Origin of the sequence: Bacillus sp. CH140a_4T, from assembly GCF_008923725.1 — a bacterium.
Classification (GTDB): Bacteria; Bacillota; Bacilli; order Bacillales; family Bacillaceae_G; genus Bacillus_A.
The window spans coordinates 853,087-871,227 of sequence record NZ_WBPF01000016.1; the positions used below are offsets into that span (position 1 = coordinate 853,087).

At 34.0% G+C, this 18,141-nt stretch carries 21 protein-coding genes; 13 read left to right on the forward strand and 8 right to left on the reverse strand.

Going from position 1 to position 18,141, the window contains the following annotated elements:
* Positions 1-76 precede the first annotated feature (76 nt).
* From F8162_RS20035 to F8162_RS20055, 5 genes are all read right to left on the reverse strand, one after another.
* On the reverse strand, positions 77-1,297 hold the full coding sequence (locus F8162_RS20035) for an MFS transporter (protein ID WP_151630973.1): 1,221 nt from the start codon (positions 1,295-1,297) through the stop codon (positions 77-79).
* Between the two features lie 19 nt (positions 1,298-1,316).
* The gene (locus F8162_RS20040) at positions 1,317-1,766 is read right to left on the reverse strand and encodes an ArsR/SmtB family transcription factor (RefSeq protein WP_063263704.1); all 450 of its coding nucleotides are present in this window, start codon (positions 1,764-1,766) and stop codon (positions 1,317-1,319) included.
* Between the two features lie 128 nt (positions 1,767-1,894).
* A complete protein-coding gene (locus F8162_RS20045; protein ID WP_151630972.1) occupies positions 1,895-3,109 on the reverse strand; it encodes an MFS transporter in 1,215 nt (404 codons plus the stop codon).
* A gap of 7 nt (positions 3,110-3,116) precedes the next feature.
* Positions 3,117-3,584 (reverse strand): VOC family protein, encoded by a 468-nt coding sequence (locus tag F8162_RS20050; RefSeq protein WP_151630971.1) that lies wholly within the window; start codon positions 3,582-3,584, stop codon positions 3,117-3,119.
* 166 nt (positions 3,585-3,750) lie between these two features.
* Positions 3,751-3,870, reverse strand: a complete 120-nt coding sequence (locus tag F8162_RS20055; protein WP_000120179.1) for a YjcZ family sporulation protein — start codon at positions 3,868-3,870, stop codon at positions 3,751-3,753.
* Between the two features lie 239 nt (positions 3,871-4,109).
* Here F8162_RS20055 and F8162_RS20060 point away from each other — a divergent pair, with 239 nt between their 5' ends.
* Both F8162_RS20060 and hfq read left to right on the forward strand, forming a co-directional pair.
* Entirely contained in the window at positions 4,110-4,328 is a 219-nt protein-coding gene (locus F8162_RS20060) for an aspartyl-phosphate phosphatase Spo0E family protein (RefSeq protein ID WP_151630970.1), read from the forward strand.
* Between the two features lie 53 nt (positions 4,329-4,381).
* Complete coding sequence (gene hfq / locus F8162_RS20065) at positions 4,382-4,570, forward strand: RNA chaperone Hfq (protein ID WP_098093065.1); 189 nt, start codon at positions 4,382-4,384, stop codon at positions 4,568-4,570.
* Between the two features lie 25 nt (positions 4,571-4,595).
* On the opposite strand, the gene F8162_RS20070 is transcribed toward hfq, so the two are convergent.
* Positions 4,596-5,198, reverse strand: a complete 603-nt coding sequence (locus F8162_RS20070) for an HD domain-containing protein (protein ID WP_151630969.1) — start codon at positions 5,196-5,198, stop codon at positions 4,596-4,598.
* 172 nt (positions 5,199-5,370) lie between these two features.
* Here F8162_RS20070 and F8162_RS20075 point away from each other — a divergent pair, with 172 nt between their 5' ends.
* The 7 genes from F8162_RS20075 to F8162_RS20105 all read left to right on the forward strand — a co-directional run bounded on the left by F8162_RS20075 (position 5,371) and on the right by F8162_RS20105 (position 13,482).
* Positions 5,371-6,204 (forward strand): flagellar motor protein MotP, encoded by an 834-nt coding sequence (locus F8162_RS20075; protein ID WP_000502146.1) that lies wholly within the window; start codon positions 5,371-5,373, stop codon positions 6,202-6,204.
* A 22-nt stretch (positions 6,205-6,226) separates the two neighbouring features.
* The gene (locus F8162_RS20080; protein ID WP_151630968.1) at positions 6,227-6,904 is read left to right on the forward strand and encodes an OmpA family protein; all 678 of its coding nucleotides are present in this window, start codon (positions 6,227-6,229) and stop codon (positions 6,902-6,904) included.
* A 149-nt stretch (positions 6,905-7,053) separates the two neighbouring features.
* The gene (locus F8162_RS20085) at positions 7,054-7,422 is read left to right on the forward strand and encodes a response regulator (protein ID WP_000940576.1); all 369 of its coding nucleotides are present in this window, start codon (positions 7,054-7,056) and stop codon (positions 7,420-7,422) included.
* Between the two features lie 129 nt (positions 7,423-7,551).
* On the forward strand, positions 7,552-9,555 hold the full coding sequence (locus tag F8162_RS20090) for a chemotaxis protein CheA (protein WP_151630967.1): 2,004 nt from the start codon (positions 7,552-7,554) through the stop codon (positions 9,553-9,555).
* A 173-nt stretch (positions 9,556-9,728) separates the two neighbouring features.
* The gene (locus tag F8162_RS20095) at positions 9,729-11,369 is read left to right on the forward strand and encodes a flagellar motor switch protein (RefSeq protein ID WP_151630966.1); all 1,641 of its coding nucleotides are present in this window, start codon (positions 9,729-9,731) and stop codon (positions 11,367-11,369) included.
* Between the two features lie 16 nt (positions 11,370-11,385).
* Positions 11,386-12,738 (forward strand): transglycosylase, encoded by a 1,353-nt coding sequence (locus F8162_RS20100; protein ID WP_151630965.1) that lies wholly within the window; start codon positions 11,386-11,388, stop codon positions 12,736-12,738.
* A 27-nt stretch (positions 12,739-12,765) separates the two neighbouring features.
* Positions 12,766-13,482: a hypothetical protein gene (locus tag F8162_RS20105; RefSeq protein WP_097840426.1), complete on the forward strand. Its 717-nt coding sequence runs from the start codon at positions 12,766-12,768 to the stop codon at positions 13,480-13,482.
* 32 nt (positions 13,483-13,514) lie between these two features.
* Here the strand turns inward: F8162_RS20105 and cheR are convergent, their stop codons facing one another.
* The gene (gene cheR, locus F8162_RS20110; RefSeq protein ID WP_116443078.1) at positions 13,515-14,297 is read right to left on the reverse strand and encodes a protein-glutamate O-methyltransferase CheR; all 783 of its coding nucleotides are present in this window, start codon (positions 14,295-14,297) and stop codon (positions 13,515-13,517) included.
* A gap of 39 nt (positions 14,298-14,336) precedes the next feature.
* Positions 14,337-14,834, reverse strand: coding sequence for a flagellar motor switch protein FliG (locus F8162_RS20115; protein ID WP_151630964.1), 498 nt, complete (start codon positions 14,832-14,834; stop codon positions 14,337-14,339).
* A 143-nt stretch (positions 14,835-14,977) separates the two neighbouring features.
* Here F8162_RS20115 and F8162_RS20120 point away from each other — a divergent pair, with 143 nt between their 5' ends.
* The 4 genes from F8162_RS20120 to F8162_RS20135 are packed head-to-tail and all read left to right on the forward strand — an operon-like array spanning position 14,978 to position 18,132.
* Positions 14,978-15,442: a YaaR family protein gene (locus tag F8162_RS20120; protein WP_000946323.1), complete on the forward strand. Its 465-nt coding sequence runs from the start codon at positions 14,978-14,980 to the stop codon at positions 15,440-15,442.
* 16 nt (positions 15,443-15,458) lie between these two features.
* Positions 15,459-15,911 (forward strand): hypothetical protein, encoded by a 453-nt coding sequence (locus F8162_RS20125; RefSeq protein WP_151630963.1) that lies wholly within the window; start codon positions 15,459-15,461, stop codon positions 15,909-15,911.
* A gap of 17 nt (positions 15,912-15,928) precedes the next feature.
* Entirely contained in the window at positions 15,929-17,227 is a 1,299-nt protein-coding gene (gene flgK, locus F8162_RS20130) for a flagellar hook-associated protein FlgK (RefSeq protein WP_097949033.1), read from the forward strand.
* 41 nt (positions 17,228-17,268) lie between these two features.
* Positions 17,269-18,132 (forward strand): flagellar hook-associated protein 3, encoded by an 864-nt coding sequence (locus F8162_RS20135; protein WP_151630962.1) that lies wholly within the window; start codon positions 17,269-17,271, stop codon positions 18,130-18,132.
* Positions 18,133-18,141: the final 9 nt, after the last annotated feature.

The window sequence follows — 18,141 nt, forward strand, 5'->3', positions numbered from 1 at the left end:
AACTTTAATCAGTGGGGGGCTTACTGTCCTTTAATACGGGAAAAAAGCGGCTAAATAGCCGCTTTTTATGTTGCATTTAATATTCCAATGACGATCCTGTAGCTTTAAAATATTTTTCACGTGAAGGGGTCATTACTCGGAGTGCCAATATACAGGAAAGGAAAAGAATGAGTAATGAGCTAATGATTACAGTAATTTGAACGGAAAGAAATTGTGCGGATGCGCCAATTGCTAAAATGAAAAAGATTTGGATGAAATTTTTTATGGAATCAAATACGCTATCAATACGTCCTATCATATGAACCGGGATGTTATTTTGATAAAATGTGATAAAGCCAGTACCAGCAAATGATGAAGCAATACCCAGTAAAATGAAAGCGCCTGCTGCAACTATAAATGAATTTGAAAAGGCGAATATTACATAACCTACTGCTGTGAATATCGTACCGAATCCGATGCAATATTGAATCGGTAATCGTTTAGCAAAGAGAGAAACAAGAAATGAACCAAAAATATATGCAGCACCAGTTATACTAACAAGCATGCTATATTCCATGTCGGATAAAAACAGTACTTGTTTTGTGAATACAACTTCTTGTGAATCGAGTGCCATAGAAACAAGCATAGTAGCTTGAAATAAAACGAATATGAGAATGATGTAAGTTTCAGTTCGAGCGAATGAAAAAACTTGTTTCCAATCACTTCGTAATGTTTGTACGAAAGTATTTGCAACTTCTTCGTTTTGCTTTGTTTGTAGTGTAATGTTTGGTAAGAAATAAATGAGAATAGTAGAAAGTAGAAAGGAAAGTGAGTTGCAGTAAATTACAAAGGATGCTGAGTACGTGGTGAGAAGTATTCCAGCAAGGGCTGGACCGATAATAAAAGCCCCGCTTGTACAAAAGTTATTCCAAGCGTTGAATTGAGCGCGTTCTTCAGCTCGTATGAGCATTGTTCTATAAGAAAATGAAGCTGGATCGAAAAAGGATGTGGCAATACGAGTCAAAAAGATAAAAATATAAATGGCCCAAATAGAATCAAATAGTGGAATACAGCCAATGAGAGCTGCTCGAATTATATCTGTGATGAGCATAATGGATCGTTTGTTTAATCGATCCACCATACTGCCAGACCATATTTTTGTAAAAACGGTCGCAATTGGACCTACAATCCATAATCCTGCTACAGCAGCAGGGGAGTTTGTGCTATTTAACACCATTACGTTTAGGGCGATGAGATACATAAAATCACCTAAACGAGAAATTCCTGTTCCCGACAATAATAATAATTTATTTTTCATGAGCAGCTGGACCTTTCTTTCATTGTTTTTTAATCCTGCAGGAAATAGCGTATTCCTCTTCGGAGTTTGATTGACGAGCGGTTTTGTTTTCCCAGCGTAATAAAACTTGTGAAACTTCCCAAGTAAGCTGTTGTAATTCCTCTGGAGTTAAAAATAAATGAGATACAATATGACTACCTGTATTCGTTCCTTCTGTGCCGCTTTCTTCAATATAGAAATGAGCAGATTTTGCCTTATAATATTTTTCAATAATTCCTCGTTTTTCTTTCGTGTCTACTAATTCAAGTAACCCTCCATCATATAAAATTTGAACGTGATAATGTACGCTACCAGCAGATTTATTTAGTTTAGTAGCTACTTGCTTTGCAGTGAGTGCTTCGTCTTTTAAAAGGTGAAGAATTTGAATGCGGGTTGCATTGGAAATAAGTTTCTGCTGCTCAGCTGAAATAGTAAGTCTATCGTCAAACATTATGACATCTCCTTTCTTATAATCTAAATTTATTGTACATTCTAAAAAATTAGAACGTAAGGGAAATAAATCGCCTTTTTCCTTTATATTTCGACATAAATAAAAATAGCATGTACATAAACATGCTATTAAGTAATAGTAGATTCTTCATTAAGTTTCCCGCGATAATACAAGAACAGCCATATAAAACTAACAAAAATACAGCATATAGCTAGCAAGGTACCAATAACTTGCGGAGAAAGAATTTCTAAAAGCCATCCCGTAAAAAACATAGATAACTGAATAAGCGAACCATAAATAGAGTAGTGGAATGAGAAAACTTTACCAAGCATGTTTTCGTGCGTGTAAGTTTGAAGTAATGTCGTATCAAGTGGAACGATCATTCCTCCTGCTATGCGCATACAGAATAATGTAATGATACCGATAATAAGTTGATCGGATAAAATGAATCCGAGAAAGAAAATTCCCTGTAGGAAATAGGCCCAACCAAATGCTTTTTTCATTTTTTCTTTATTATGAGACATATAAAGATTAACGAGGAGGCTCCCAATCATAAGCCCAGCCCCTTGAACTGTATATAAAATTCCAATATTCGTGTGGAAAATTCTTTCGGCATAGATCGTTAAAAGTAGCTGATAAGTGCCGCCAATCATGCCCCATGAAATGCCAACAAGAATTAACGTTAAAATGATTTTTGTTTGTAATATGTATGTATAACCATCTTTTATATCAGTAAAAAATGCTTTCTTTTCGTTACAAGTATCATGAGTAGGGACACTCATATTATAAATAAAATAGGCTGAAATAAAGTATGAAAGGCTATTTACTAAAAAAGCGGATTCAATATGTAAAGATTGTACAAGTATCCCGCCTAAAGAAGCCCCCATAATAGACATAAAACCATTCATTGTACTAGAAAGAGAGTTAGCGGTTACGAAATGATGTTGGTGTACGACATTTTTTAAGGTTGCTTGTTTAGCCGGCTCAAATAAGCAAGAAAGTATAGATAAACATATATTAGCAATGAAAATAATCTCAATTTTATAGCTTGCGAATAAATATGTAAGGACTAGAATGCCCCGTGTAATATCGGTAAAAATCATAATATTCTTTTTAGAAAAACGATCTACAACTCCGCCTATGAAAGGGCTAAGAAGAAGTTGGGGCAAACTTTTACTTATAAAGGTGAGTGCAATCATAAATGGAGATTCCGTTATGCTATAGACGAATGTTAATAAAGCTATTGTATGAAACCAGTCTCCGAGTACACTTAACGTTTGCCCATAAAATAGTTTTTTGAAGTTAGTATTTGTTTTAAGAAGCGCAGAATAAGAAACTGACATAAAAAGATTAATCCTTATGTAATGATAATGCTCGAACTTGTTTTTTCCACTCGCTTAAGTACACTTTCTCTGCTGTAGGAAGTCCAACAGGTAATTGAGCAATCAATTCTAAACTATTTCCGTCAGGATCGTTAAAGTATACGGCGGCATGCGCTAATGCTGGAAAAACAATCGGTTCAATTGGTTCCATTCCGAAATCTTTTCGTGCTGAAATGCCTTTTTGATTTAGCCAATGAATCGCATTTTCTAAATCATGTAAGCTTACTTGAAAGGCGATGTGTCGTAAAGAGGGGTGATAATTAACTTTGTATTCTGTGCCTTCCCAAAGGCCGAGCCAACTTTCATTTTCTTTAATCCAAAAGAAAGCAATATCATCTCCTCTTTTATATAATTTCAGTCCAAGTGATTCATAAAAAGATATTGATATCTCTAGGTTACGGACAGGTAAATGTGCTTCGTAAAGACCTTTAATCATTGTAATCCCTCTTAGTAAAAATGTTTCTTATTTCATAGTAAATGTTTTTTTATGAGTTGAGATCACAAAAAGGAGGGAGATCATTTCATACGAAAGTATGAAAAAACAGCTCAAATATGAGCTGTTTTCGTATAGTTTTTCGTTCATTTGTTAAGGATAGGATATATTAGTATCCGTATCCGCCGCCACCCCAACAGCTACATCCGATGATAATTAGAAGGATGAATAGTACGATAAGCAAAGCAAATCCACCGCCGAAACCAGCGCAACTTCCACCATAGCTCATATGTTTTCCTCCTTTTGAGTAAGTTAATCTATATAATTCATGGACTACTGTATACAGTATGTTTTTTGTATGGAAAAAGAGCCAGTCTCTTTTATAATTAGACAAACGCCTGTATGGCCATTTTGATTGTATGTTTAGCTAGGGATATGTGAATGAATCGTTACATATTTTGCGATTTGTTCATAAAAAAATATAAAAATTGTAAAAAAAACCATTTTTATATTTTTTTATGAGAGAATTTGTACTATAATTTTACAAGTAATATTATGGGAAAAGGGAGTTTTAGTAAAGAGATGGAGATGAGAAAATTACACAATAAAATAGAAAACAAAAAGAAAGAGCTAATCCAACTTGTTGCTAGACACGGATTGGAACATGATAAAGTTTTGTTATTTAGCAAAGATTTAGATATACTTATTAATAAGTTTATGAGTGTAAAAGATAAGGTACATAAATAAATAATTTTTAGTTTTTTATATTAAGATATTTTGCGAAAAGGAGAGAAAAGTATTTGGAACATTTACAAGAAGAGCTATATAAACAAATAAAAGAAGAAAAAGGTATTGTTACAATTTTTTTAAAGAGTGGCGTTAGAATAGTAGGAGAAATTGTTGCAATAGACAAATTTACCGTTTTAATGTTAGTTGATGGAAAACAACAACTTATTTACAAGCAAGCTATATCAACAATAATGAAATAAGACACTCATATTGAGTGTCTTTTCATTATTGTTTGCAAGCTTCCACGTCAATGCCGGCATCTAATAATTTCTTTTCTCCGTCTTGCTCGATAATCTTTTGTAATTTAGATAGGAAAGAATCAAAGTTTGTATGCTTTGCTACTTGGAAAGTCATTTTATGCTCAATTGGTAGCCACGTATCAATATCAGCTTCGTTATGCTGAATTTTCACCTCAAGCTTATCAAGTGCGTTGGCAACTTTTGCTTCGTACGTTTCTTTCGCTTCAAACTCCATCCATAAATCATATAATTCCTGACCGAGAGAACCTTTTAATGTTCGTTTAATATTTAAAATGGCTTCTTGCTCATTTTTTTGTTTTTGTAATTGTAATTCATGACTATTCATCGTATCAAAAGCAGGAATATCACCAGCTTCAGCTTCGACTAGGTCGTGAATAATGACCATTTTAAGTAATTTTTCAATGTTTACTTTTTGATCTAAATAAGGCTCAACTAAAATGGCCATTAGAGACATGCGCCACGTATGTTCAGCAACACTTTCTTGACGTCCGTTAGAAAGCCAGCTGTGTCGCATTTCATATTTTAGTTTTTCTGCTAGTGCAATGACTTGTAAAATGTTATGTTCCATCGTGATCCTCCTCATATTTCCATACTATAATTCTAATATGGAAATGAAATGTGTCAATTCTATGAGTATATTGCGATAAATAGATGATGAGCGTATAATACTTAATATATGTGAAAACGCATTATTAAAATAAAAAAATGTTTTATAAAAATGAAAAGGGAAGGGCCGGAATATGGGAGACGAAAATCAAGTGTTTGCTAGACCAGAAAGAAAAAAAAGGAAGTTTGATATTTCTAGCCCAGTGGGCATAATAGTAGGTTTTGCTATTGTAATAGCGGCAATTATGATTGGCGGCGGCGGAGTAAAAGCTTTTAAAAACTTTTTAGATGTTTCATCTATTTTAATTGTCATAGGGGGAACAACTGCGACAATTGTTGTGGCATATCGATTTGGAGAAATAAAAAAATATACGAAAAGTATTTTTACTGTTTTACATAGAAAAGAAGAAGATTTAGAACAGTTAACGGATTTGTTTGTCGATTTTTCAAAAAAGTCTAAAAAACACGGTTTGCTTTCTTTAGAAGTTGATGGAGAGCAAGTAGACAATCCTTTTATTCAAAAAGGAATTCGATTAATGTTAAGTGGTTACGATGAAGATGAATTAAAAGAAGTGTTAATGAAAGATGTTGAAACGGAAGTGTATGAGTTAAGAAAAGGGGCAGCATTACTAGATAAAATTGGCGATTTCGCTCCAGCTTGGGGCATGATAGGGACTTTAATCGGTCTTATTATTATGCTTCAAAACTTGCAAGACACATCGCAAATTGGTACAGGGATGGCAGTTGCAATGTTAACGACATTGTATGGGTCAGTACTTGCGAATATGATTGCAATCCCTCTTGCTGAAAAAGTGTATCGTGGTATTGAAGATTTATATACAGAGAAGAAGTTTGTTATTGAAGCGATTTCAGAATTATATCGCGGTCAAATTCCTTCTAAATTAAAGTTGAAACTCGATACATATGTATACGAAACAAAGATAAAAAAGGTAAAACGAGCAGCCTAATATTTCAAGGAGTGGTATGGTTATGATGAAACGACCGCAAAAGGGATCGCCTCGTTGGATGACGACTTTTACAGATTTAACGATGTTATTATTAACTTTCTTTGTATTATTAGTTGCTACATCAAAGCAGGATGCAGTAAAATTGTCAAAGATGCTTGAAAAGTTTAGTGACGTGGAGCAAGTAGATGCGAAAGTAATGGAAAATACAATACCAGATATTTCGCATGAAAAAAATGATGAAAAAATGATCTCGAAAAAAAGAATGGATGAATTATATAAGAAATTAAAGGCATATGTAGATAATAACGGTATTAGTCAAGTGAATGTATATCGTGAGGATACAGGGGTAAGCGTCGTTATAGTAGATAATTTAATATTTGATACAGGTGACGCAAATGTTAAACCGGAAGCGAAAGAGATAATAAGTCAATTAGTTGGATTTTTCCAATCAGTACCAAATCCAATTGTTGTAGAAGGACATACAGACAGTAGACCGATTCATAACGACAAATTCCCTTCAAACTGGGAATTATCTTCCGCACGAGCGGCAAATATGATTCATCACTTAATTGAAGTGTATAATGTGGACGATAAAAGGCTAGCTGCGGTCGGATATGCAGATACTAAGCCAGTAGTACCAAATGATTCACCACAAAATTGGGAAAAAAACCGTCGCGTTGTCATTTATATAAAAGAATAGTATATTGTTATTTTGATAATAAATAATAAAAATACGAAAATTCTTTTAAAAAAATATTAAATTTTATCATTTTATTTTGTATAATGAGTGAGAATGATAAGGTGAAATATTAAGATATATTTATACATAGAAGGAGAGAATCAAAAAGAATGGCACATAAAATTTTAGTTGTAGACGATGCGATGTTCATGCGAACAATGATTAAAAACTTATTAAAAAGTAATTCTGAATTTGAAGTAATCGGAGAAGCGGAAAATGGAGTAGAGGCAATTCAAAAGTATAAAGAACTTCAACCTGATATTGTTACATTAGATATTACTATGCCAGAAATGGACGGACTTGAAGCATTAAAAGAAATTATTAAAATTGATTCAAGTGCAAAAGTTGTTATTTGTTCTGCAATGGGACAACAAGGTATGGTATTAGATGCAATTAAGGGTGGGGCAAAAGACTTTATTGTAAAGCCATTCCAAGCAGATCGCGTAATCGAAGCTTTAACAAAAGTAGCAAACAGCTAATATAGAAGGGGTGCCACAAGGAATCTAAACATTGATAGCGGATATGCGTGTGGCCCCCTTTTTTCTTGCTTTAAAACATTAAATTGTTATACATGAATGAAATGTTTGTTAGACAGGTAGGGGATTAAAATGCAAACAGATCTATTAAATATATTTTTTGAGGAATCAGAAGAACATTTACAATCGCTAAATGAAAATGTGCTAACTTTAGAACAAAATCCCACTGATATGGATGTTGTGGGAGAAATATTCCGCTCAGCCCATACATTTAAAGGTATGTCAGCGAGTATGGAATTTACGGAAATGGCGGATTTAACGCATAAAATGGAAAACGTTTTAGATGAAATTCGTCATGGGAATATAGTTGTAAATGCAGAGATTATTGATGTGATTTTTGAGTGCATTGATAATTTAGAGAAGATGGTTGCAGATGTGCAACAAGGCGGAATGGGCAATATTGATGTAATTACAACTAAGCAGAAATTAGAAGCATTATTGAATGGCAATGTAGAAACTCCTGCGGAATATATTGAGCAAGAACTTATAAATAATGATGATGCAGTTTCGCATGAAGTGCATATAACTGTTGAGCAACAAGCTATTTTAAAAGCAGTACGTGCAATTATGTGTATTGAAGCACTGCAAAATGTAGGTAATGTACAAAAAACAGTTCCAAGTATTGAGGAAATTGAAGCAGATGCTTTCGGGTTTGAGTTCACAGTATTTATGGATACTGATCAAAGTGAAGAAGAATTAAAACAAGTAGTGCTTCATGTTTCTGAAATTGAGAAAGTAGAAGTGAAGCAAGGACATACATTAAAAGAAGTAGTCTCGAAAGAATTGGGTACCCAAGAAGCCGTGCAGGAAGATATACAAGCGGCTACGCATGTGGAACCAAATAAAGAAGAATCGAAGCAATCAGCTAATGCTACACCAGCTAAAAGCGCTGCAAAAACGAAAAATGGTAAAGTGGAAAATCGTTCTATACGTGTTCAATTAGAAAAAATTGAAAGATTAATGAACATGTTTGAAGAAAGTGTAATTGAGCGTGGCCGTATAGATGAATTGGCACAAGCAATTCAAAACAAGGAATTAATTGAGCATTTAAATCGATTAGGCGATATTTCAAAAGATATTCAAAATGTACTACTAAACATGCGTATGGTACCAATTGAAACGGTATTCAATCGTTTCCCGCGTATGGTACGTATGTTAGCGAAAGATTTAGGGAAGAAAATCGATTTACAAATTACAGGTGAAGACACCGAAGTTGATAAAATTGTTATTGATGAAATCGGTGATCCACTCGTTCATTTAATTCGTAATGCAATTGATCACGGTGTTGAGACTGTTGAACAACGTCGTGATGCAGGTAAAAATGAGACAGGTACGATTAAATTAGAAGCGTTTCATAGTGGAAATCATGTCGTTATTCAAATTACGGATGATGGAAATGGTATTCATAAAGGGAAAGTATTAGAAAAAGCGATTAAAAATGGTGTTGTAACAGAATCTGAGGCAAATAAATTAACGGACCGTGAAGTGTTTGATTTGATCTTCCAACCAGGATTTAGTACAGCTGAAGTTGTATCAGACCTTTCTGGGCGTGGTGTTGGATTAGATGTAGTGAAACATACGATTCATAGTTTAGGTGGACATTTAATTATTGATTCTGAAGAAGGAAAAGGTAGTACATTTAGAATTGAACTGCCATTAACGTTGTCCATTATTCAATCTATGCTTGTTCAAACGAATGATAAACGTTATGCTTTCCCTCTTGGTAATATTGTTGAAGCAATTCGGATTAAGAGAGAAGACATCCAATCCTTACAAGGAAAAGATGTGTTAAATTACCGTAATCAAATTATTGAAGTGAAGCATTTAAGTACTGTATTTGGTGAGAAAACAGTAGATGAGGCGTTTGCGTCATATGATGGTCAAATGGTTCCTGTGTTAATTGTTCGTAATACACATCGCAGCTATGGACTTATTGTAAACACAATTATCGGTCAAAGAGAAATAGTCCTAAAGTCATTAGGTGACTTCTTTGCAGAGAGTTCTAACTATTTCTCTGGTGCGACGATTCTCGGTGATGGACGAGTGGTCCTCATTTTAAACCCAGAAGGTTTATAATAGGAATGAAGGAAAGCTCCCCACTTGTATACAATTGGGGAGCTTTTTGGTTAATCGTTACTAATCTAAAAATGGGAATAAATACATATTAATGTTTTATATAATAAGTTTGTTAAAATAAAATGAGAGTTTATATCATTTGATAGAAAAACAGAAATGAGGAGGCAGAGAAAATGCCTGAGCAACACACAAAAGGGGATACGAGCACAATTGTGCTAGAAAAAGAAAATGAGCATTTAACGCCTCAAGAATGCGATATTCTCGGCGAAATTGCAAATATATCATTTGGTTCAGCTTCGACTGTATTATCAACAATCTTAAATAGGCAAGTAAGCATTACTGCTCCTCGTATAGAATTGGTAGATTTATATGATTCAAGCGACGTCGAAGTTCCACACGTTGTATTAAACATTCATTTTACAAAAGGATTAGATATGGAAAATCTTCTTGTCCTTAAGCAAGATGTTGCATTATCCATTGCTGATTTAATGATGATGGGAACAGGTGAAGTTGAAGACGGAAAAGAACTTGGTGAATTAGAGCTAAGTGCTGTACAAGAAGCGATGAATCAAATGATGGGGTTCGCAGCTACATCTATGTCTGAATTCTTCCAAGATACAGTAGATATGTCTCCGCCGACAATTAAAGTTGTAAAGTTATCAGAAGAAATGGAGAAAATCTCTGAAATCGATGGGAATCATACGATTGTTAAAGTTTCGTTTGATTTAAAGATAGATAATCTTGTAAATTCTAAACTTGTGCAAATTGTTTCAGTTGAACATGCGAAACAAATGGTAAATAAATTAATGCAATTATCTGGTGACGTAGAAGAGCAAGACGAGCCAGCAGAAGTAGTGGAAACTGAGATTGTAGAAGAAGTTGAAAAAGAGCATTTAACACAAGAAGAGAAGGATGTCCTTGGTGAAATTGCAAATATTTCAATTGGTTCCGCTTCAACAGTATTGTCAACACTTTTAAATCAGCCAGTTACAATTAGTACGCCCAATGTAGAATCAATCAATGTTCGTCATTATGACGGAGTACCAGTCCCATTTGTTATTTTAAATGTTGATTTTGTTGAAGGACTAAAGAATGAGAATGTATTCGTATTTACGAAAGATGTCGCTTTAACAATGGTAGATTTAATGATGATGGGAACAGGAGAAGTTGATCCAGAGAAAGAACTTAGTGAATTAGAACTGAGCGGTATTAAAGAGATCATGAATCAAATGATGGGGCATGCTGCGACGGCGATGTCAGAAATGTTTCAAGAAAAAATGGACATGACACCACCAAATGTTAAATTCGTAACGTTAAAAGAAGAAATGGAATATTTGGGAGAGTCAATGAAAGTGGACGAACTCGTCCAAATTACGTTCAACCTTGAAATTGGCGACCTGCTTCAATCGAAAATGTATCAAATTTTACCGATTTCAGAAGCGAAAGAAATGGTAAGAAGACTTCTATATCCAATGATGGAAGAGGAAGAAGAGATTGTTACGGAAGAAATTGAAGAAGAAAAAATTGTAGAACCTGTTGTGCAACCTATTGAATTTAAAGAAGTAAAACAAATGGAACCAGTATATATGGACACATCCATCTTACAAAATGTAGAAATGAATGTGAAATTTGTATTTGGAAGCACAGTGAAAACAATTCAAGATATTTTAAGTTTACAAGAGAATGAAGCGGTTGTACTAGATGAGGATATTGACGAGCCAATTCGTATTTATGTAAATGATGTATTGGTGGCGTATGGTGAACTTGTAAATGTAGATGGATTTTTCGGAGTAAAAGTGACGAAATCACTATAAGGCGTTGAAATAGTAGATGAAAAGCGTAAAGTTCTTTCTAATTTGCTGGCTATGCATACATATGTGCTTGCTCTTCCCGCTGCAAAGTCAGGCGGAAGAGCAAAATGTGCCAGAACAAAAATTAAATGAAGTGAATGTGCAAGAAGAAAACAAAGAAGTTCAAGAGCAACCAGAGCAAGTGGAAGTGAATCAAGATAAAGAGGAACAACAAGAAGTAGCAAATGAACAAGAAATCGAAAAAAAGATAGAGACGGATCAAGGGGTTATTACAGTAAATAAGCCAGAATTAAAAGTTGGCGAAGAAGTGCGGCTTATTGTAGAACCGAAAGAGAAAAATGTTCAAAGTATAAAAGGTATTTTGCGCTTGCCAAAAAACGGCGATCAGTATGAACAAGAAAGAATGCTATCGTTTAAGTATGAAGAGGAAACGAAGCTATGGATTGCTAACTACAAGGTCGAGACTTTTGATTTGCAAGGTGATTGGAACCTTCAGCTCGTTCAAAGTTACAAAGAAAATGAGAAAGAAGAGCTTGTAGAAAATGAAGTGAAAGTCCCGCTCATTCGTATAAATAATGAAGTGCCAACTCTAGATAAAGAGTTACCGAAGTTGCATAAAGTTACGATTGATGAGACGAAGGGAAACGTAATTGAACGAAAACAAGGCGATTCTATACGTGTGCGAGTGAAGGCGACAGACGTAGAATCAGTTGTGAAAGAAGTCCGTGTAATATTAAAGGGGAAAGGAAATAAAGAGATTACCTTTTTATTAGATTACAATAGGCGTGATATGGATTGGCAAAAAGTATTTGAAATAACGGATACGTTGCCAAGTGGCACATACGAACTACTTGTAGAGATAGTGGATGCGGCCGGCAATAAACTGGTTGAGGCAAGTGAGTATATCGTTTCTGTTTTGGAGCAAAAAACAGAAGAGGATAAAAAGATAGAAGAACGAGAGAATGAAGATAAATTAGAAAATAAATTAGAAGATAAGAAAGAAACTGAGAAGCAGGAAGACTCGAAAGTAGAAATCCCGCTTCAGGAAGAAAAACCACCAGTTGTTCAAATTCCGAAAAAAGAAGAGAAAGTAAACGATCTTATAAAAGAACCATTGAAAGAGAAAGAAAAAATTACCTATGTTATAAAAGAGCCTCTCACAGACAATAAGGAAGTAAATAAAACGAAGGCTCAAAAAGATAAAGATAATAACAATCAAGTCATTTCGAAAAAGAAAGAGAAAAAAGAGGAGCCGGAAGAGAAGAAAGAAGCAAAAAGTGACCAAGGAATACAAGCTTCTAATGTATTTGCTATTATGTCTGGTTTATTCGTATTGTTTTTAGTTTTAAAAAGTAATAAAGAATGGGGCTAATAATTTCATAGTAGTGGAGGCGCTTAGATGGAGATTAAACGTACGACAATTGAAAATAAGACGCTACAACCATTAAAACAGCCTGCAGCTATTTCGGAACATGAAATCCAGAAAGAACGAAAGCATAGTAATCTAGTGTTTACTGGACAGTCTAAGATTATTTCGAAAAATAATGAAATAGGGATTTTACTTGCGAGTTTAGGTGATGGAAAGGTTATGAAGGAAATGCTTTCTAAAGAGATGGATACAGTGTTACAACTCTTTAAAAAGTTGCATACGTTATCTGGAGAAGGCAAGCAAACAGAAAAAGTATTTGAACAAGTAATGAGAAGTTTGCAAGGGCTTGTTAAGCAGGCACATATAAAAGAGCTTCCTTTGTTAGATGGGACGTATGATTTTGCTGAAGTACAATTATCATTTGGTAGAAAAGTACATATTCCGTTATTAGATGTAAGTGCACTCCTTTCTAGAGTGGAAAGTGATTCTTCAGAAGGAAATATAAATTTAATGGTAACGGTTATTACTGCTTACATAACGAAATTGTCTAACGAAACTATTTTAATTAGCGTTACAGATCGCACTGCTAAAGAGCGGGATGTAAGTGTATGGAGAGCGCTCGCAGAAATGAATATGACACAATTATCACAGGCCCTGAAACAAACGATGCAAGAACATAAATGGTCTATGACATTTCTTTTTCTCTTTGTATGGATTGTTGCTATTATTTTAATTCGAGTTATATAAAAAGGTCGTCACTTTACATTGTGACGACCTTTTTATATTTTTTCGTAGAAGAATGTATCAAATCTCTGAAGATTATAACGTTCAGGTGTTAAAATTTGTTCGGTACTACCAACAAATAGTACGCCGCCTTTTCGTAAAGCACGACTAAACTTTTCGTAAAGTTTTACCCTTGCTTCTTCAGTGAAGTATATCATTACGTTGCGACAAATGATTAAATCGTAATTTGTATCAAACGACTGCATTAACAGGTCATGTTGTTTGAACGTAACGTTTTGCTTAATGTTTTGATGTAATGAATATATATCATTCTCTTTTGTGAAATGACGTTCTTTCAAATCGGTAGGTAATTCTTTTAAAGAACGTTCTGTATATTGACCACGTTTTGCAGTTTCTAAAATGTGAAAATCAAGATCTGTTGCTTGTATTTCAAAACGAAATGGAGCTAGATGCTTCGATAAAATTAAAGAGAGTGTATATGGTTCTTCACCGGCAGCGCAAGCGGCACTCCATACTTTTAATTTTCCGTTGTTTTGTTCAAGTAATTTTGGTAGTGCTTTCGTCTCTAACGTTTGCCAACGTTCTTTATTTCTAAAAAATTCTGAAACGTTAATTGTAATATAATCAATAAAACTTAAAAATAAATTTTGATCGGTACGTAAATTGCTTAGAAAACTAGTGTAGCTCTCAAAGCCCTTTCTCGAAATAAAAGCATCGATTCTACGACGCATTCTATCTTGTTTATATGAAGCGATATCCATATTGAATTGTTGTTTAAAACTCGCGATAAAATGATCATAATCTTGTTCAATTATCATATTTATAATAGGCACAATAACGATATTGTGCCTCCCCCTTTACATCATACGGATTTTTTGTTCAAAGTTTTTTTTCATCTGTTTTTCATGTAAACCTGGTAAATCATAAATAACAGCATCAATTCCTGCTTCTTTTGCAACGTCAACGGGAATGACAGATGTATGCTTGTCCCCATTATAAAAACAGAGAACTAAATCGGTATCTTCGATTATTTGTTTTACAAAAAACATATAATCTGATCGGTAAATGGAGTCGGAAGGATGATCAAAAGCGACATACTCGGCTCCGTGTTTTTTTAAGTAATCAACGACCTCTTGAAATTCATCTGTTAATGCTTGTAACGGCTGTAGCGTGTAAAGGCATAAATTTTGAGCGAGTCTTTCGTTTTCGATGAAAAAACGAAGAATCTCATTTTCAATAGATTTATAACATAATATGTAAATTTTATGTTTGTGAGCATAGTCAGTTAAAAATTTTTTTATTTCTTCCTGATCTAATGCTGTTAATTGATTTGAACCACAAAGAAGAATATTCATAGATTTGTGCCACCTCATGCTAAATTGTAACATATCTTTTATAAAAAATAACTGCAAAATATTAGTGTTCAGAGTATAATTATAAATAACTGGATTTTACGATTAAGTTTAGGAAGAAATAAAAAAATAAATAGGTGATATATATGCTGCGTTCGATCTCGCATAATCCAATTTTATCGCATATACCGCCTGCTACTCAAATGCCGAAAGAAGCAAATGTCAGGACAGGACTTGCATTTTCGGATAATTTGCATGCAGATCCGAAAAAAGATAAATTGCTAGAACAAATGGAAGCATTTGTCGATAATATTGGAGAAATTAAAGAGAAAATTGAAATGGAATTAACGCTTGATAATGTAATGGAATACAAAAATACAGTAAAATCATTTTTGAATTTTTACGTAGATAATGTATTGCAATATAAAGATGTTATGTCTCGTCATCCGCGTTACGGATATTCGCAGAAAATGACGATTGTGAAACAGGCGGAAATGGGATTAAATGAGTTAGAAGATGTTATGAATTTAATTAATACGAAAACGGGACATTTAGAAATGTTAAATCAGATTGGAGAAATCCACGGTTTAATTGTAAATTTAGTCTTGTAAAAGGGAAGGAAGCTATATGTACATACAATTATATGAAAAGCTCGTTATTATTCAAAAAGCATATGAAAACATTCAAGCGATTGGAGAACAAATATATGAGAATTTAAAACATAAAAATGTAAATGCAGTTCAAAAGTTACAAGTAGAGCAATTGCAGTACATTGATGGTTTAAAAAAGTTATCAAGTTCATTTGAAGAAATGGTTGTTCAGTTTTGTAAAGAACAGGGAGTGGAAGCATTTCGCGTAAGTGCGTTATTTTTGTATTTTTCTCATGAAGAAATTGAAAAAATGGAAGAATTACAAAAAAACCTAACAGAATTAGAAGAGAATGTAAAAATGATTCTTTTGAAAAATCAATATTACTTAAACGTACTATTAAAAACTACAGAAAGTATTGTGGATTCCGTTTCTGAATATAATTTAGAGCGAAACAATAATTCACAAATCTTTATGAACGAACTATTGTAAAGGGGAAGTGAAACATTATGAGATTATCTGATTATAATACGCCGCTATCGGGTTTGTTAGCGGCACAAATGGGATTACAAACGACGAAACAAAATTTATCTAACATTCATACGCCTGGTTATGTGCGTCAAATGGTGAATTACGGATCGGCTGGAGCAAGTCAGGGCTATTCACCTGAACAAAAAATAGGTTACGGTGTACAAACGTTAGGCGTTGACCGTATTACAGATGAAGTGAAGACCAAACAGTTTAACGATCAATTATCCCAACTCTCTTACTATAACTATATGAATTCGACTTTATCACGTGTAGAATCTATGGTTGGAACGACAGGAAAGAATTCATTATCTAGTTTAATGGATGGCTTCTTTAATGCCTTTCGTGAAGTTGCAAAAAATCCAGAACAACCAAATTACTACGATACATTAATTTCTGAAACTGGGAAGTTTACAAGTCAAGTAAATCGTCTAGCGAAAGGCTTAGATACAGCAGAAGCACAAACGACAGAAGATATTGAAGCGCATGTCAATGAATTTAATCGTCTTGCTGGCAGTTTAGCGGAAGCGAATAAAAAAATTGGACAAGCAGGTACACAAGTGCCAAATCAACTTTTGGATGAACGTGATCGTATCATTACAGAAATGTCTAAGTATGCAAATATAGAAGTGTCTTATGAATCTATGAATCCTAATATCGCGAGTGTTAGAATGAATGGTGTTTTAACAGTAAATGGACAAGATACATATCCACTTCAATTAAATAAAGAAAAAGAACCAATGACTGCTGAAATTTATGGTTCGGAAATTCCTTTAACTAGTGGAGCAATCCAATCAGCGATCGATACGAAAGCGAAGATTGCTAGTTATAAGAAAAACCTTGAAGAACTAATGAGTTCTGTAAAGAATGAAGTGAACACAGTAATGGGGAAAGAGTTCTTCGTTGGAGATCAAGCGAAAGATATGAAATTAAACCCTGAATTTGCAAAAGATGTTTCGAAAATGAAAATATCAGCTGAAACAGCAAATAAACTAGCAGCAATTACAGATGGAAATTATAAAGAAGGTCTTTCTTATAAACAAGCATTAGACCAATTCGTAGTTGGTGTTGCATCTGATAAAAGTGCAGTGAATGCTTATCAAAAAATTCATGGGGATTTATTAGAGGGGATTCAGCAAGAAAAAATGGGTGTTGAAGGCGTTAATATGGAAGAGGAAATGGTTAATTTAATGGCCTTCCAAAAATATTTCGTTGCAAACTCTAAAGCTATTACTACGATGAATGAAGTGTTTGATAGTCTATTTTCGATTATTCGATAAGTGATAGTAATGGATTGGAAATATATAAGGAGGAGATAGAAATGAGAGTATCTACATTTCAAAATGCAAGCTGGGCAAAGAATCAGTTAATGGATTTGAATGTGCAACAACAATACCACCGAAATCAAGTAACTTCAGGGAAGAAAAACCTTTTTATGAGTGAAGATCCACTTGCAGCAAGTAAATCATTTGCGCTTCAACATTCATTGGCGAATATGGAGCAAATGCAAAAAGATATAGCGGATTCGAAAAATGTATTAACACAAACTGAAACTGCTTTACAAGGTGTTTTGAAATCTTTAACAAGAGCAGACCAGTTAACAGTACAAGCATTAAATGGAACAAATAGTGAAAAAGAATTGCAGGCTATTGGTGTAGAGATTGATCAAATTTTAAAACAAGTCGTATACATAGCGAATACGAAAGAACAAGGCCGTTATATTTTCGGTGGTGATAGTGCAGAGAATCCACCGTTTACAGAAGATGGTACGTACCAAGGTGGAAAAAATGATGTGAACTGGAAACTAAATGACGGTTATGAATTCAAAGCGTTCCGGAACGGAGAGGCGTTATTATCCCCTGTTATAAAAACGTTAAAACAGATGAGTGAAGCGATGCAAAAAGGTGACCAAAAAGCGTTACAGCCGTTATTAGGAGAAAATAAGAAAAACTTAGATAGCATCATTAACCGTACAACTGAAGTTGGTTCGACAATGAACACAATGGAGACATTTAAAACAATTTTAAGCGAGCAAAATTTAGCACTTCAAGAAAACCGTAAAGAAATTGAGGATGTTGACTTAGCGGTAGCCATTTCTGATTTAGCTTATATAAACGCAACATACGAAGCGACGCTTAAAGCAGTTAGTACGATGAGTAAAACGAGTATTTTAGACTACATGTAAATGATAAGG

Excerpts from the sequence above, each read along its gene's own strand:
- F8162_RS20035 (WP_151630973.1), bottom strand. The coding sequence starts at position 1,297 with ATGAAAAATAAATTATTATTATTGTCGGGAACAGGAATTTCTCGTTTA.
- F8162_RS20040 (WP_063263704.1), bottom strand. The coding sequence starts at position 1,766 with ATGTTTGACGATAGACTTACTATTTCAGCTGAGCAGCAGAAACTTATT.
- F8162_RS20045 (WP_151630972.1), bottom strand. The coding sequence starts at position 3,109 with ATGTCAGTTTCTTATTCTGCGCTTCTTAAAACAAATACTAACTTCAAA.
- F8162_RS20050 (WP_151630971.1), bottom strand. The coding sequence starts at position 3,584 with ATGATTAAAGGTCTTTACGAAGCACATTTACCTGTCCGTAACCTAGAG.
- F8162_RS20055 (WP_000120179.1), bottom strand. The coding sequence starts at position 3,870 with ATGAGCTATGGTGGAAGTTGCGCTGGTTTCGGCGGTGGATTTGCTTTG.
- F8162_RS20070 (WP_151630969.1), bottom strand. The coding sequence starts at position 5,198 with ATGGAACATAACATTTTACAAGTCATTGCACTAGCAGAAAAACTAAAA.
- F8162_RS20075 (WP_000502146.1), top strand. The coding sequence starts at position 5,371 with ATGGGAGACGAAAATCAAGTGTTTGCTAGACCAGAAAGAAAAAAAAGG.
- F8162_RS20080 (WP_151630968.1), top strand. The coding sequence starts at position 6,227 with ATGATGAAACGACCGCAAAAGGGATCGCCTCGTTGGATGACGACTTTT.
- F8162_RS20085 (WP_000940576.1), top strand. The coding sequence starts at position 7,054 with ATGGCACATAAAATTTTAGTTGTAGACGATGCGATGTTCATGCGAACA.
- F8162_RS20090 (WP_151630967.1), top strand. The coding sequence starts at position 7,552 with ATGCAAACAGATCTATTAAATATATTTTTTGAGGAATCAGAAGAACAT.
- F8162_RS20095 (WP_151630966.1), top strand. The coding sequence starts at position 9,729 with ATGCCTGAGCAACACACAAAAGGGGATACGAGCACAATTGTGCTAGAA.
- F8162_RS20100 (WP_151630965.1), top strand. The coding sequence starts at position 11,386 with ATGAAAAGCGTAAAGTTCTTTCTAATTTGCTGGCTATGCATACATATG.
- F8162_RS20105 (WP_097840426.1), top strand. The coding sequence starts at position 12,766 with ATGGAGATTAAACGTACGACAATTGAAAATAAGACGCTACAACCATTA.
- cheR (WP_116443078.1), bottom strand. The coding sequence starts at position 14,297 with ATGATAATTGAACAAGATTATGATCATTTTATCGCGAGTTTTAAACAA.
- F8162_RS20115 (WP_151630964.1), bottom strand. The coding sequence starts at position 14,834 with ATGAATATTCTTCTTTGTGGTTCAAATCAATTAACAGCATTAGATCAG.
- F8162_RS20120 (WP_000946323.1), top strand. The coding sequence starts at position 14,978 with ATGCTGCGTTCGATCTCGCATAATCCAATTTTATCGCATATACCGCCT.
- F8162_RS20125 (WP_151630963.1), top strand. The coding sequence starts at position 15,459 with ATGTACATACAATTATATGAAAAGCTCGTTATTATTCAAAAAGCATAT.
- flgK (WP_097949033.1), top strand. The coding sequence starts at position 15,929 with ATGAGATTATCTGATTATAATACGCCGCTATCGGGTTTGTTAGCGGCA.
- F8162_RS20135 (WP_151630962.1), top strand. The coding sequence starts at position 17,269 with ATGAGAGTATCTACATTTCAAAATGCAAGCTGGGCAAAGAATCAGTTA.